This window comes from Methylorubrum thiocyanatum (assembly GCA_014138645.1).
GTDB classification, from domain to species: domain Bacteria; phylum Pseudomonadota; class Alphaproteobacteria; order Rhizobiales; family Beijerinckiaceae; genus Methylobacterium; species Methylobacterium thiocyanatum.
Map to the genome: position 1 here is coordinate 392869 of JACJIB010000004.1, position 13940 is coordinate 406808.

Here is a 13940-nt window from a genome sequence, read left to right on the forward strand (position 1 = left end):
CGCGTGAGCGGAGCCCGGAATCCACCCGTGATGCACGGTTCAACGTAGCCTCACGAATGGATTCCGGGTTCGCCTGCGGCGCCCCGGAATGACGACCTTCAGGTTTCATGGCAGCGACGCCGCATCCGGAAAGCCCATCCCGCCAAATCAGCTTCGGAGCCGTCACCAACACACACCCTCACCCCAAACCGAGCGCCGCCTTCTCCTCCAGATAGGCGGCGCGCACGGCGTCCTTGCCGTAGGCGCGCTCCAGCCGGCGCACGGTGAAGTGGGCGCGGCCCATGGACTGGAAATGGTCCATGAAGGCGGCGTTGACCGCCGCCCCTCCGAGCGCCCCGATCACCGGCACGGCCTGGGCCGCGACCTTCTGCGAGACGACGAGGCCGAACCGGGCGGCGATCTGGGCGGTGAGCCGCACCAGCGGCGGCGCCCCGGCATCGAGCAGGGAGCGGTGGGCGGCGTAGCGGGCCGCCTCCGACATGGTCTTGGCGAGCGCCGCGCGCACGGCGAAATAGCCGCTATCGGCAAGCGCCGTCTCGGCGCCCGCGCGCCCGCCGAGCGCGAAGACCTGCACGCAGGCGAGCGCGCTCTCGGGATCGCTCAGATCCTCGCCCTCCTCCCGGGCGATCTCGGCGATGGCGCGCAGCATCAGGGTCGTGGAGACCGGCAGCTCCACCGCCAGCGTCGCGAGGCCGAGCACGCCGCCGACGGCGCCGGTCACCGCGGCGAGCGCCTTGTGCCGCGTGTCGCTCGATCCCAGCAGGCGGCTCAGGCGGCTGCCGGCCTCGGTCTCGATGCGCTCCACCGCCGTTCCGGCGGGCTTCACGTCCTTGTCCGGCAGCGTCGCGAGCGCCACCCGCAGGGCCGTGCGCATGGCGCCCTCGGTGGCGCTGGCCACGGTCTCGGTGACAGGCGCCGGCAGGGCGCGACCGATCATGTCGAGAGGGGCGCCGGCCGCCGCCGAGAGCCGCGCGGCGAGCCCCGGCTTCTCCAGCACGGCCACCGCCCGCCGCAGCACGGCGCGGTCGGCTTCCGACAGCGGGGGTCCGGCCGGCGGGTCGACCGGAACGGGAAGGGTTTCTCCGACAACGGCAAGGTCAACGGCACGGTCGTTCACGTCTGCGCCCTCGCGGCTTTTGGCGAAATCTCGGGGCTGGCTTCGGCTGAGGCAAGACCGACGGGGCCGGTTGGGTTCCCCGCCCCGGTCGCGGGCGCCCCCTCCGGCTCGGCCGGCTCGGGCGCCGTCCGCTGCGGGATGCGGCCGACGGCGAAGCACAGGGCGACGACGGGAATGCCGACCGCCGCGGTCATCGCGAAGAAGGTCGGGAAGCCGTAGGCCGCCACCACGAAGCCGGAGGTGCCGGCGACCAGCTTGCCCGGCAGGGCGTAGAGCGAGGAGAACAGGGCGTATTGCGTGGCCGCAAAGCCCGGCGTGGTGAGGCTCGACATGTAGGCGATGAGCGCGATGCCGGCAAACGAGCCGCACAGGCTCTCGATCGACACCGCGATGGCGAGCCGCCACTGTTCCGGCTCGCCGAGCGCCAGCCACGCCAGCGACAGGTGCGAGGCGGCGGCGATGAAGGCGCCGATCACGAGGGTGGGGAACATGCCGAGCCGGGCGATCGACCAGCCGCCGGCGAAGCCCCCCGCAATGCCGACCCAGATGCCGAACAGCTTGACGATGGTGGCGATCTCCGCCTTGCCGTAGCCGAGCTTGATGTAGAGCGGGTTGGCCATCACGCCGGAGACGAAGTCCGGCATCCGGTAGAGCGCGACGAGCGCCAGCACCGCGAACAGGGCGTTGCCCATCCGGGCGTGGAGGTCGGTCAGCGGCTCCAGCACCGCGCGGCGCACGGCGGTGGGCAGGTCGCGCTTGCCCGTCGCCGCCTCCCGCGGCCGGTCGTAGGGCGTGGCGAGGAGCGCCGCGATCAGGCCGACGCTCATCAGCGCGGCCATCGAGAGATAGGCCAGCGTCCAGCCGCCATAGGCCGCGACGTAGAGCGCGCCGGCCCCGGCCAGGATCAGGCCGAAGCGGTAGCCGAGATTCGAGGTCGCGGCCATGATGCCCTGCAGGTCGGTGCCGGCGGCCTCGATGCGCCAGCCGTCGATCACCACGTCCTGGGTCGCGGCGCAGAAGGCGACGAGGAAGGCGCCGACCCCGAGGAGTGCGAGCTGATCCTTCGGATCGGCGAAGGCCATCAGCACCAGGGCCAGGGCGGTGGCGATCTGCGTCGTCACCATCCAGGCGCGCTTGCGGCCGAGACGCCTCGCCAGGAACGGCACGTCGACCCGGTCGATCGAGGGCGCCCAGAGGAACTTCAGCGAGTAGGGCAGCGCGACGTAGCTGAACAGGCCGATCGTCTTGATGTCGATGCCGGAATCGGCGAGCCGGAGGGTGAAGGTGCCGAGCACGAGCAGGAGCGGCAGGCCGGAGGAGAAGCCGAGCGCCAGCATCTGCGCGACGCGCTTGTCCTCGGTGATGTCCCGCAGGCGCAGCTTGCGCGGCTGCGCTTTCGGGGACGTCTTGGAATCCGCCGCCATCGCGTAAACCTCCCTGGAGCCCCCGCCGGGCGGGAGTTCGTGGACCTCGGACACCGCAAAGGCCCGGCCGCCCGGACCTTCGCGCATCTTTGACATCGACTCCGCAGAAAACATGACGGGCTTGCGGCCGTCAGCCCCACCGCGCCCCTTGCGGGCGGGGCGCGACTTAGGAATCCTCGCTTCCGTATGAGACTGACATGGTTGACGGAAACGTAACCACAGGATCCCGCATCGGGCCTGCTGCGTGCTTGGCCGCACGGAACGGGGGCGGGGCGGGCTCGTTGGAGTCGCGGGGCCGGACGCTGCGGAAAGCGTCGGGTGACTCCGGTTCGCGCGCCGTGCTCGACAGCGGCGCGCCTGTGTCGGCGTAGAGATGACGGGTTTTCCCACAGGAGCGAGCCTGCCCACGGGCGTCACGGTGGAGGTCTTCGCGGCGGCCTTCGAGGCAAGCCCGACGCCCATGGTGGTCACCGACCCGCGGCGGGGCGACAATCCGGTCGTGTGGGCGAACGGGGCCTTCCTGGCGCTCACGGGCTATGGCCGCGAGGAACTCTACGGCCACAATTGCCGCCTGCTGCAAGGCCCCCTCACCGACGAGGCGGTGCTGCAGCGGATGCGGGTGGCGCTCGCCGCCGGCCGGCCGTTCGAGGGCGAATTGCTGAACTACCGCAAGGACGGCACGACGTTCTGGAACGGCATGACGATCAACCCCGTGCGCGACGAGGCCGGGGAGGTGGTGTTCTTCTTCTCGGCCCAGGCCGACATGACCGACAAGCACCGCCTGGAAGTGGCGATGCGCGACGCCAACGACGCGCTGGAGCGCGAGGTCGCCGAGCGCACCGCCGACCTGCGCTCGGCGCTCGAACAGAAGACCGCCCTGCTCCACGAGGTCGATCACCGGGTCAAGAACAACCTCCAGGTCATCTCCTCGCTGATGCTGCTGAAGGCCCGGCGCACACCGGAGGGCGATGCCCGCGACGCGCTCCAGGCCATGGCCGACCGGATCGGCGCCCTCTCCACCGCCCACCGGATGCTCTATTCCGAGGGCGACGTCTCGCGCTTCGATTTCCGGGAATTCACCGCCGACCTCATCGCCGACCTCGCCGCCGGCCTCGACGAGGAGCGTACCCGGATCGAGACCGAGGTCGATTCGCTGGCGCTCTCCGCCGCCATGGCCGCGCCGCTGGCGCTGCTGATCCACGAGCTGGCGACGAACGCCCTGCGCCACGCCTTCCCGGAGGCGCGCCGGGGCCGGGTCGCCATCGAGGCGCGGCGCTGCGCGGCGGGGATGCGTCTCGTCATCGAGGATGACGGTGTCGGCATGGCCTCGGCGCCCGACAATCCCGCCGGCTTCGGCCGGACCCTCGTCGAGATGGTGGTGCGCCAGTTGCGGGGAAACCTCGAATGGTCGGATGCGGGGCCCGGCACCCGGATCGCGATTACGATCCCGCTCACCGAGGCCGACGCGCCGTGACCGGCCCGCTCGTGGACCATCCACTCCGTCTCCGCCGGATACGAGGGGCACGCGGAGGCGTTCCGTCCGCAGCCGATCCGGCGAAGCTCCCCGTTTCGCGGAGAGGAACGAGGATGGGGGAGCCGCGATGGCCGAGGTGAGGGAGGTGTTGGGAGAGGCGCCGGAAGAGACGGCCTTGCGCATCCTCGTCGTCGAGGACGAGGTGCTGATCGCCCTCGAACTGGAATGCCTCCTCGAAGATCTCGGCCATGTCAGCGTCGGCGTGGCCGGCTCCTCGGCGGATGCCATCGCGCTGGGCCGCACCGCCTCCCCGGACGTGGCGCTGGTGGACATCCACCTCGTCGACGGCCCGACCGGGGTGGAGGTGGCGCGCCAGTTGAGTCGCGATCCGCACATCACGGTGGTATTCATGACCGCCAACGCCAAGCGCATCCCGCCGGATTTCGCCGGTGCGCTCGGGGTGATCGTCAAACCCTATTCCGAGCGCGCCGTGGCGGGCGCCCTCGCCTACGTCGCCCAGTGCCGGGCCGGCCGGCCTCCATCCGCCGACGCCCTCGACGGCTTCCATCTCGCCCCGGCCCTGGGCGGCGGGGCCTGGACCGGAGGGGCGCCGTAACGGACGGCCCCCCGCCCCCCTCACGCCTTCGGCACGTTGCGCTCCAGTTCGTCGAGCCACGCCCGGGCGCTGGCATCGGACGGCGCGCGCCAGTCGCCGCGGGGCGAGAGCGAGCCGCCGGCCGAGACTTTCGGGCCGTTGGGCAGCGCCGAGCGCTTGAACTGGCTGAAACGGAAGAACCGGTCGAGGAACACGGCGAGCCAGCGCCGGATCTCCGGCAGATCGTAGGCGACGCGCTTGGCCTGCGGGAAGTCCGGCGGCCAGTCGCCGGCCGCCGCATCGCCCCAGGCATGGAGCGCGAGGAAGGCGATCTTCGACGGCGGGAAGCCGTGGCGCAGGGTGAACCACAGGGAGAAATCCTGGAGCGCGTAGGGGCCGATCTTCCCTTCCGTGCTCTGCGGCCCCTCGCCTTCCGCGGCGGGCACCAGTTCCGGCGAGATCTCGGTGTCGAGCACCGCCCGCAGCGTACGGTTCTCCTCCTCGCCGAACTGGCCGGAGGCGATCACCCAGCGGATCAGGTGCTGGATCAGGGTCTTGGGCACCCCGGCATTGACGCCGTAATGGCTCATCTGGTCGCCGACGCCGTAGGTGCTCCAGCCGAGCGCCAGTTCCGAGAGGTCGCCGGTGCCGATGACGATGCCGCCGTTCTGGTTGGCGAGCCGGAACAGGTAGTCGGTGCGCAGGCCCGCCTGCACGTTCTCGAAGGTGACGTCGTAGACCGCCTCCCCGCGCCCGAACGGGTGGCCCATATCGGCCAGCATCTGCCGGGCGGCGGGGCGGATGTCGATCTCCTCCGACGTGGTGCCGAGCGCCCGCATCAGGGCGTGGGCGTTGGTCTTGGTCTCATCCGACGTGGCGAAGCCCGGCAGGGTGTAGGCCAGGATGTCCTTTCGCGGCAGGCCGAGCCGGTCGAAGGCCTTGGCCACGACGATGAGCGCGTGGGTCGAGTCGAGGCCGCCGGAGACGCCGATCACCGCCCGCTTGGTCCCCGTGGCGGCGAGCCGCTGGGCGAGGCCGGCGACCTGGATGTTGTAGGCCTCGTAGCAATCCTGCGCGAGGCTGGCCGGATCGGAAGGGACGAAGGGGAAGCGCTCGACCCGGCGCTCCAGGCCCAGATCCCCCTGCGGCGGGTCGAGCCGGAAGGACACGGTCCGCCACGGCCGGAGGCCGTGATGGCGGGCGTTGTCGTCGAGGCTGCCGGCCTGGAGCCGCTCCTGCACGATCAGGTCGAGGTCGATATCGGCGAGCGTGACGACCGGGCCTGCGGGAAAGCGCTCGCCCTCGGCCAGCCGCTTGCCGACCTCGTCGATGCTGGTCTGCCCGTCCCAGGACAGGTCGGTGGTGGATTCGCCCATGCCGGCGGCGGCGTAGACGTAGGCGCACAGGCCGCGCATCGAGGCGGCGCGGGTGAGGAGCGCGCGGGAATCGGCCCGGCCCACGGTGATCGGGCTGCCCGACGGGTTGGCGATCACCGTGGCGCCGGCCAGCACCGCCTCCATGCCCGGCGTCTGCGGCACCCAGAGATCCTCGCAGACCTCGATGGCGAGGCGGAAACCGGGCAGGTCGTCGGCGGCGAAGATCAGGTCGGTGCCGAACGGCGCCTCCGCCCCGCCGAGGCGGATCGTCTCGCCCAGGATGCCGGCGCCGGAGGCGAAGTGGCGCTTCTCGTAGAACTCCCGGTAGTTCGGCAGGTAGCTCTTCGGCACGACGCCGAGCAGCCGCCCGCCCCGGATCGCCACGGCGCAATTGTAGAGCCGGTTGCGCCAGCGCAGGGGCGCGCCGACGACGAGCAGCGGCGTCAGCCCGGCGCTCTCGGCGACCAGCCGCGCGACGCCCGCCTCCACCGCGTCGAGCAGGGTCGCCTGCAGCAGCAGGTCCTCGATGGCGTAGGACGAGACGCAGAGTTCGGGAAAGACCGCGAGCGCCGCGCCGGCCCCGTGCGCCTGCCGCGCGAGCCCCAGAATGTCGGCGACATTGGCCGCCGGATCGCCCGGATGGCTGCGCCCGGTGCAGGCGGCGACGCGGGCGAAGCCGTGCCGGTAGAGGGAGCGGAAGTGCTTCGGAGTCGATGTCTCTGGGCTCGGAGTCGTCACCGGGTCTCGCAGCTCACCTGATACGGCAGAAAGTCCTGCCAAGCGCCTCTGCGGACAACCGATTTCGGTCCCGAACCACGGCCGCCCCGGAGGCGGGCCGCCGTTTGCCATCGGATCTCGAAAAAGCACCGCAAAGCGCCAACCGCGTTCGACGATATCCGGTTCGCGCCGCGCTTGCACCGGCCGGGCTGGGGAGCGGGGCTGGGACGGCCTGCCGGAGGGGAGGGCAAGCGTTCGTTAACGACGATCCGCCTACCGTGGGGCTCGAACCGCTCCGCAGGAGCCGGACCTTGTTTCGAGTCATCTCACAGATCATGCGCGCATCGGGACGGCCTCCCCATTCCCATCGTGATCCCTCGCGGCCGAGCCGCGGCGGCGACCGCCTCGACCGGTCGATCGGCGGCATCGCCCATCGGCTGATGAGCCTGCGCTCCAATCTCGCCCGGCGCATCGCCGGTGCCCCGCCGGCCCCGCCGCGGGCGCTGCCGCACGCGCTTCCGCATCCGGCCCTGCCGCATCCGGGCGCCGACGGGTTCGACGCGGGCACGGTCCCGAGCTGGCTGGTGCCGCCGGGGACGATGCTCGGCCGTGCGCCGGCCGGGCAGGAACCGTGGACGTCCGAGCCGTGGGCGCCTGCGGAGGAGGGGCTGTTCGAGATGCCCGCCCCGGTCCATCCCGGCCAGCACGGCGCCACCCAGGGTCTCGTTCATGACGGCCAGCCGGACATGCCGTTCGAGAGCCGCATCGATCCCCGCGCCTCCGGCCCCGGCGTTCTCGTGCGCACCCCGCGCCGCCCGGCGGCGATCGCGCCGGAGACCGGCACGGTCGCGCACGCCCTGCCCGTGTCCCAGCCCGCCCCGGGCGGGTCCTACGGCGTGCCGCAGGCGCCGCTGCCCGAGGCGGTGCGCTTCACCCGCACCCCCGACACCGTTCTGATGGAGCGCCGCCGCCAGGCGCTGGAGGCCGAGCGCGAGGCGCAGGCCCGAGCCCAGGCCCTGCTCGACGCCCAGGCCGCCGCCGAGGCCGCGGCTTTGGAGGCGCAGCGGGCCCGCGAGGCGGCGGAGCACGAGGCCGCCGAGCGCGCGGCGCAGCTCGCCGCCGAGGAGGCCGAGGCCGCCCGGCTGCGCGCCGAGCAGGCCGTCTCGGAGGTGCCGAGCTGGCGCCGCCCGTTCGTGCCGCCGCCGGGCGTGAGCTTCTTCCGCACTCCCGACCGCCGCCCGAAGCCCGTCGTTCCGATGCAAGGGAGTGGGCAAGGGGCTGGGCAAGGGACTGGGCCGGGGGCTGGGCAAGGGGGCATACAAGAGGCCGGCGCCGTGCCGCAGCCCATGCCTGAGCCCGTGATCGAGGCACCGCGGATCGAGGCGCCGCGCGCCGAGGCCGAATCGGCCACGGCCTTCGCCTCGCTGTATGCGCCCTTCATTCCCCCGGTCCCGGCCGAGCCGTCCGACTGGTCGGACGTGCCGGACTGGTCGGCGCTGCACGGCTGGTTCGGCCCGGCCGAGGCGATGGTCGAGGTCGCCGAGACGGTCGCGCCTGCCGCCCCGCGTCCGGTGCTGAACGCCATGGCCGCCCGCGCCGCGATCCGCTCGGCCCGCTCGGCCCTCGCCGAGGCCGCGCCCATCCTCCCCGTCCTGCCGCACGCCGTGGCGCCCGCTCCGGTCGCCGCCGCGGCGCCGGTGCCCTTCGCCGCGCCGCCGGTCGCGGTACAGCCGGCTCCCGCTCCGATCGCGATGGCGCCGCAGATCCCCTCCCCTGCCCCGCAGGCGGCGGCGCCGCTGACGATCGCGGCGCGGCCGGTCCTGCTGCGCACCAAGCCCGGCAGCGAGAGCGAGGAGCCGGCCGCCGAGGTCGTGCCGGCATTCGTCACCGAGACGTTCGAGGAGAGCGCTCAGGAGGCCGCTCCCGAGATCGCCCCGGAGACCGCCTACGCGTTCGAGGAAGGCGCCGCGGAGTCCGTGGCCGCCGTCGAGCCCGCCCCTGAGAACCGTCCGCGGGCGATCCTGCCCGAGCGGCCGATGCTGATCCCCGCCGGCCGCCATCTGGAGGCATCCTTCGTCGGCAACGCCGATTACGAACTGCCCTCGCTCGAACTGCTGGCCGAGCCGCCGGTCGGCGATGGCGAGGAGGTCGATGCGGACGAATTGGAGCAGAACGCCCTCAACCTCCAGCAGACCGTCCAAGACTTCGGCGTGCGCGGCGACATCCTGGCCGTGCGCCCCGGTCCCGTCGTCACCCTCTACGAATTGGAGCCGGCCCCCGGCACCAAGTCCTCCCGCGTCATCGGCCTGTCGGACGACATCGCCCGCTCGATGTCCGCCGTCTCCGCCCGCGTTGCCGTGGTGCCGGGCCGCAACGTGATCGGCATCGAGCTGCCGAACCCGGTGCGCGAGACCGTGTACCTGCGCGAACTCCTGGCCTCGGTCGATTTCGTCGAGACCAAGCACAAGCTCGCCCTGTGCCTCGGCAAGAACATCGGCGGCGAACCGATCATCGCCGATCTGGCCCGCATGCCCCACCTGCTGGTGGCCGGCACCACCGGCTCGGGCAAGTCGGTGGCCATCAACACCATGATCCTGTCGCTGCTCTACCGGCTGAAGCCGGAGGAGTGCCGCCTGATCATGGTCGATCCCAAGATGCTGGAGCTGTCGGTCTACGACGGCATCCCGCACCTGCTCTCCCCCGTCGTCATCGACCCGAAGAAGGCGGTCATCGCCCTCAAATGGGCCGTGCGCGAGATGGAGGAGCGCTACAAGAAGATGTCGAAGATCAGCGTGCGCAACATCGACGGGTACAATGCCCGGATGAAGGAGGCGCGCGAGCGGGGCGAGATCATCACCCGCACGGTCCAGACCGGGTTCGACCGCACCACCGGCGAGGCGGTGTTCGAAGAGCAGGAGATGGACCTCTCGGCGCTCCCCTACATCGTCATCGTGGTCGACGAGATGGCCGACCTGATGATGGTGGCGGGCAAGGACATTGAGGGGGCGATCCAGCGCCTCGCGCAGATGGCGCGTGCGGCGGGCATCCACCTGATCATGGCGACGCAGCGTCCCTCGGTCGATGTGATCACCGGCACGATCAAGGCGAACTTCCCGACCCGGATCTCCTTCCAGGTGACGAGCAAGATCGACTCGCGCACGATCCTGGGCGAGATGGGTGCGGAGCAGTTGCTGGGCCAAGGCGACATGCTGTTCATGGCCGGCGGCGGGCGCACCACCCGCGTGCACGGACCGTTCTGCTCGGATTCCGAGGTCGAGACGGTGGTGGCCCACCTCAAGGCGCAAGGCCGGCCCTCCTATCTGGAGGCGGTCACGGCCGACGACGGCTCCTCCGACCAGCCGGAGAAGCCGGCCAAGGGTTCCCGCGCCGCGGCCAAGGCCGAGAAGGACGACTTCGCCGAGGCCGAGGAGGCCGACGCCCCGGTCTTCGACATCGGCGCCTTCGCGGCGACCGCGGGCGCCGAGGGGGGCGAGCTCTACGAGCAGGCCATCGCCGTGGTCCTGCGCGACCGCAAGGCCTCGACGAGCTACATCCAGCGCCGCCTGCAGATCGGCTACAACCGCGCCGCCTCGATCATGGAGCGGATGGAGATCGAGGGCATCGTCGGGCCGGCCAACCATGCGGGCAAGCGCGAGATCCTGGTCGAGGGTCTCGCGGGCGCCCCGTCCGGCGGCTACGACGACGAGTGATCCAGATCCGGCCCCCGTCGCATATTCGCCACAGGGGCCGGCTCTACCCGCGAACACGACATCCGACGCGCCGCCGTGCCGGTGCGTCCGCCCCCGGGACGACCCGCGCCCCGCGCGCCCGTAAGCTTTCGGAGATGCCCACACGATGACTGGCCGACGCCTCTCCCTCGCCGCCGGTCCGCTGCTCGTCGCCGCGCTGGCGCTCCAGCCTCTCCCGGCGGAGGCCCAGGTCTCGTCCTTCCTCGACGGCCTGTTCGGCCGCAAGGAGGAGCCGGCGCCCCCGCCCCCCGCCCCTGAGCCGGAGGCTGCCCCGGCCCCGGCCAAGAAGGCGGCGCAGAAGCCCGGCAAGGCGACGGACAAGGCGGCGGAGAAGGGCTCGGACAAACCGGCCGAGAAGACCGGCAGCCTCAAGGCGGCGGCCAAGCCCGGCGCGGCGACGCCGGCGACACCTGCGGCGAGTTCCGGCACGCGGGTCGCGGCGGTGGGCGCGCCCAATCTCGGCGCCTCGCTGCAGGACGCCGACCCGGCCACCGTGGTGGCGGCGGCCAATGCCTATTTCAACGGCTTCCAGACGCTGACCGGCGGGTTCATCCAGATCGGCGCCGACGGGCGGCGCATCGGCGGCAAGCTCACACTGGCCAAGCCTGGGCGCCTGCGCTTCGAGTACGACCAGCCCTCCCCGCTCGAAGTCGTGGCCGACGGCACCTCGGTGGCGGTGCGCGACCGCAAGCTCGGCACGCAGGATCTCTACTTCATCTCGCAGACACCGCTGAAATTCCTGCTGCGCGACAAGATCGACCTCGCCCGCGACCTGACCGTGACCGAGGTCACCAACGATCCGGGCGGCGTGCGCATCGCCCTGGAGGACCGCTCGACGCTCGGCGGCACCTCGAAGATCCAGCTCTTCTTCGACGGCGAGCTGAAGACCCTGTCGCAGTGGCGGATCACCGATCCGCAGGGCTACCTCACCACCGTGCAGCTCTCGAACCTGCAGAAGGGCAAGGCGGTCGATGGGTCGCTGTTCTTCATCAATTACGGCCGCTCCGAGGACAAGGCGATGCAGCGGCAGATCGACGGGCAGAATCCCTGAGGCATGGAGCCGGACTGCGGAAGACAACATGGATTGATTTCCGCCCCGAGCCGTCAGATCTCTTCACAGCATCCTATGTTATGGCCGGCAATATTCTTGGAATAACTTCGCGAATACGATTGCCCGAGGGCGCGTTTTAAGGATCCGTTGAGGAAGCGGCGGCCCAATGGAGGGGCCGCCCACGCGGGGTGGTCTTAACGGAACGCTGTCCGGCCGCATGTCCGCCCTCGCCGCCCCGTCGCCTCCGGCCACCCCGTCGTTCGCGGCGGCGCTGGCCGAGATGGCCGTCCCGCTTCTCCTGCTCGACGCCGCCGGCACGATCACCTTCGCCAACGCCTGTGCGGCGGCGCTGCTCGCCTGCCCCGCGCCGGCCGGCCTTCCCCTCCCCGCTCTGCTGGCGGCCTGCGGTGCCGCGGAGCCGGAGGGCGGTATCCTTCCGGAGGCGCTGCGCGCCGCGTGGCCTGTCCGGTCGCGCCTCACCCTCGGCGACCGCCTCGTGGAGGCCGCGCTGGCGCCGCTCTCGTCCGGCGGCTTCGCCCTCACCTTCGAAGACGTGACCGAGCTGCTGCGCGGCGCGGCTCTGGCGCGGCAGGAGCCGCTCACCGGCCTGTGCAACCGCGTCGGCCTGCACGACCGCCTCGACGCGGCGCTGGCCGAAGCGGCTCACTCGGACGCGCCCCTCGCGGTGCTGATGCTCGACCTCGACCGGTTCAAGGCGGTCAACGACACCCTCGGCCACCCGGTCGGCGACGCGCTCCTGCGCAAGGTCGCCGAGCGCCTGCGCAAGGCCACCCGCAGCGGGGACGTCGTGGCGCGGCTCGGCGGCGACGAGTTCGCCATCATCCAAGGCGGCCCCTCCTCCGGCGCCGAGCAGCCGCAGGCGGCCGAAGCCCTGGCGCGCCGCCTCGTCGATCTCGTCGGGCGCACCTACGTCGTCGACGGCCACATGCTCAATGTCGGCGTCAGCGTCGGCGTCGCGCTCAGTCCCGCCGACGGGCGCAACGCCGACGACCTCCTGAAGCATGCCGACCTCGCCCTCTACCGGGCCAAGGCCGAGGGCCGGGGCACCTACCGCTTCTTCGAGCCGGCGATGAACGCGCAGATGCAGGCGCGCCGCAGCCTGGAGATCGACCTGCGCCGGGCGCTCGCCCTCAAGCAGTTCGACCTCGCCTTCCAGCCGCAGATCCAGCTCGAAACGGGGCAGGTCGTGGGCTTCGAGGCGCTGCTGCGCTGGAACCATCCCGAGCGCGGCCCGGTCTCGCCCGCCCTGTTCATTCCGCTGGCCGAGGAGATCGGCCTCATCGTCGGCATCGGCGAATGGGCCCTGCGCACCGCCTGCCGCGAGGCGGCGGGCTGGACGCAGCCCGCCTCGATCGCCGTGAACCTGTCTCCGGTGCAGTTCCGCGGCGGCCGGCTGGTCGAGACCGTGATGCACGTGCTCGCCCAGACCGGCCTCGACCCGGCCCGGCTGGAACTGGAGATCACCGAAGGCGCGCTCTTGGAGAACACGGACAGCGTGCTCGACGTGCTGAACGGCCTGCGCGCGCTGGGCGTGAAAATCTCGATGGACGATTTCGGCACCGGCTACTCGTCCCTGAGCTACCTGCAGAAATTTCCCTTCGACAAGATCAAGATCGACCAATCCTTCGTCCGCGGCATGGAAGGCAATGCCGAGTGCGGGGCGATCGTGCGGGCCATCGCCCGGCTCGGCGCCAGCCTCGGCATGCGCACCACCGCGGAAGGGGTCGAGACCGCGACGCAGCTCGACGCCATCCGCGCCGAGGGCTGCACCGAGGTCCAGGGCTACCTGACCGGGCGTCCGATGCCCGCCGCCCAGGCCGCCGCCCTGCTCATTCCCTCCCCCGCCGCCCTTCCCGCCGACGCCGCCTGACGCGCCAGGAGTTTTCCGTGAGCCAGCCCGTGCCGACCCAAGATTCGGGAAACCAAGCCTCGCCGAACAAAGATCTGCGCCGCCTCGTCTATTACAGCCGCAACCGGGTCACCGGCGCGCCCGCGGCGATGGACGAGACGATCCGCGGCATCCTCGCCGCGAGCCGCACCAACAACGCCCGCGTCGGCGTCACCGGGGCGCTGATGTTCAACGCCGGCTGCTTCGCGCAGGTGCTAGAGGGTCCGGGGGCGGAGGTGGAGACCACCTTCGAGCGCATCCAGCAGGACGAGCGCCACGGCGAGGTCTCGCTGCTCGCCTTCGAGGCGGTGGAGAGCCGGCTCTTCACCGACTGGTCGATGGCCTATGTGGGCGCCTCGCCGACGGATGCGGCCCGCTACGGCGACATGGCCGGCGAGAGCGGCTTCGATCTCTCCCGGATGACGGGCGACCGGCTCTGCGCCGTGCTGCACGGCCTCGCCCTGGAGGAGGAGGCCGCCGCGGCGTGACGGTTTTACGAGGCGCGCGGGTTGGGCTAACGGGGCGGCA

At 71.7% G+C, this 13940-nt stretch carries 9 protein-coding genes; 6 read left to right on the forward strand and 3 right to left on the reverse strand.

What is annotated here, in order from left to right:
- Window positions 1–178 precede the first annotated feature (178 nt).
- Together HNR51_RS13090 and HNR51_RS13095 are read right to left on the reverse strand one after the other, a co-directional pair.
- Window positions 179–1117: an EcsC family protein gene (locus HNR51_RS13090; protein ID WP_012456221.1), complete on the reverse strand. Its 939-nt coding sequence runs from the start codon at window positions 1115–1117 to the stop codon at window positions 179–181.
- Complete coding sequence (locus HNR51_RS13095) at window positions 1114–2541, reverse strand: AmpG family muropeptide MFS transporter (protein ID WP_182555205.1); 1428 nt, start codon at window positions 2539–2541, stop codon at window positions 1114–1116. Before HNR51_RS13095 ends, HNR51_RS13090 begins: the two co-directional genes overlap by 4 nt.
- 373 nt (window positions 2542–2914) lie before the next feature.
- Here HNR51_RS13095 and HNR51_RS13100 point away from each other — a divergent pair, with 373 nt between their 5' ends.
- Together HNR51_RS13100 and HNR51_RS13105 are read left to right on the forward strand one after the other, a co-directional pair.
- Window positions 2915–4015: a histidine kinase dimerization/phosphoacceptor domain -containing protein gene (locus tag HNR51_RS13100; RefSeq protein ID WP_141953429.1), complete on the forward strand. Its 1101-nt coding sequence runs from the start codon at window positions 2915–2917 to the stop codon at window positions 4013–4015.
- 127 nt (window positions 4016–4142) lie between these two features.
- Window positions 4143–4631 (forward strand): response regulator, encoded by a 489-nt coding sequence (locus HNR51_RS13105; RefSeq protein WP_182555206.1) that lies wholly within the window; start codon window positions 4143–4145, stop codon window positions 4629–4631.
- 20 nt (window positions 4632–4651) lie between these two features.
- Here HNR51_RS13105 and HNR51_RS13110 read toward each other — a convergent pair whose 3' ends face one another.
- Window positions 4652–6724, reverse strand: a complete 2073-nt coding sequence (locus HNR51_RS13110; protein ID WP_182555207.1) for an NAD(+) synthase — start codon at window positions 6722–6724, stop codon at window positions 4652–4654.
- 419 nt (window positions 6725–7143) lie between these two features.
- On the opposite strand from HNR51_RS13110, the gene HNR51_RS13115 reads away from it, so the two are divergent.
- The 4 genes from HNR51_RS13115 (at window position 7144) to HNR51_RS13130 (ending at window position 13900) form a co-directional block, all read left to right on the forward strand.
- Complete coding sequence (locus tag HNR51_RS13115) at window positions 7144–10413, forward strand: DNA translocase FtsK (RefSeq protein WP_182555363.1); 3270 nt, start codon at window positions 7144–7146, stop codon at window positions 10411–10413.
- A 145-nt stretch (window positions 10414–10558) separates the two neighbouring features.
- Window positions 10559–11503: a LolA family protein gene (locus tag HNR51_RS13120; protein WP_012456215.1), complete on the forward strand. Its 945-nt coding sequence runs from the start codon at window positions 10559–10561 to the stop codon at window positions 11501–11503.
- Window positions 11504–11720: 217 nt separating this feature from the next.
- Window positions 11721–13394 carry a putative bifunctional diguanylate cyclase/phosphodiesterase gene (locus HNR51_RS13125; RefSeq protein ID WP_182555208.1) on the forward strand — a complete coding sequence of 558 codons (1674 nt, stop codon included), beginning with the start codon at window positions 11721–11723 and terminating at the stop codon, window positions 13392–13394.
- Window positions 13395–13411: 17 nt separating this feature from the next.
- Entirely contained in the window at window positions 13412–13900 is a 489-nt protein-coding gene (locus HNR51_RS13130) for a BLUF domain-containing protein (RefSeq protein WP_012456213.1), read from the forward strand.
- The last annotated feature ends 40 nt before the right edge of the window (window positions 13901–13940 follow it).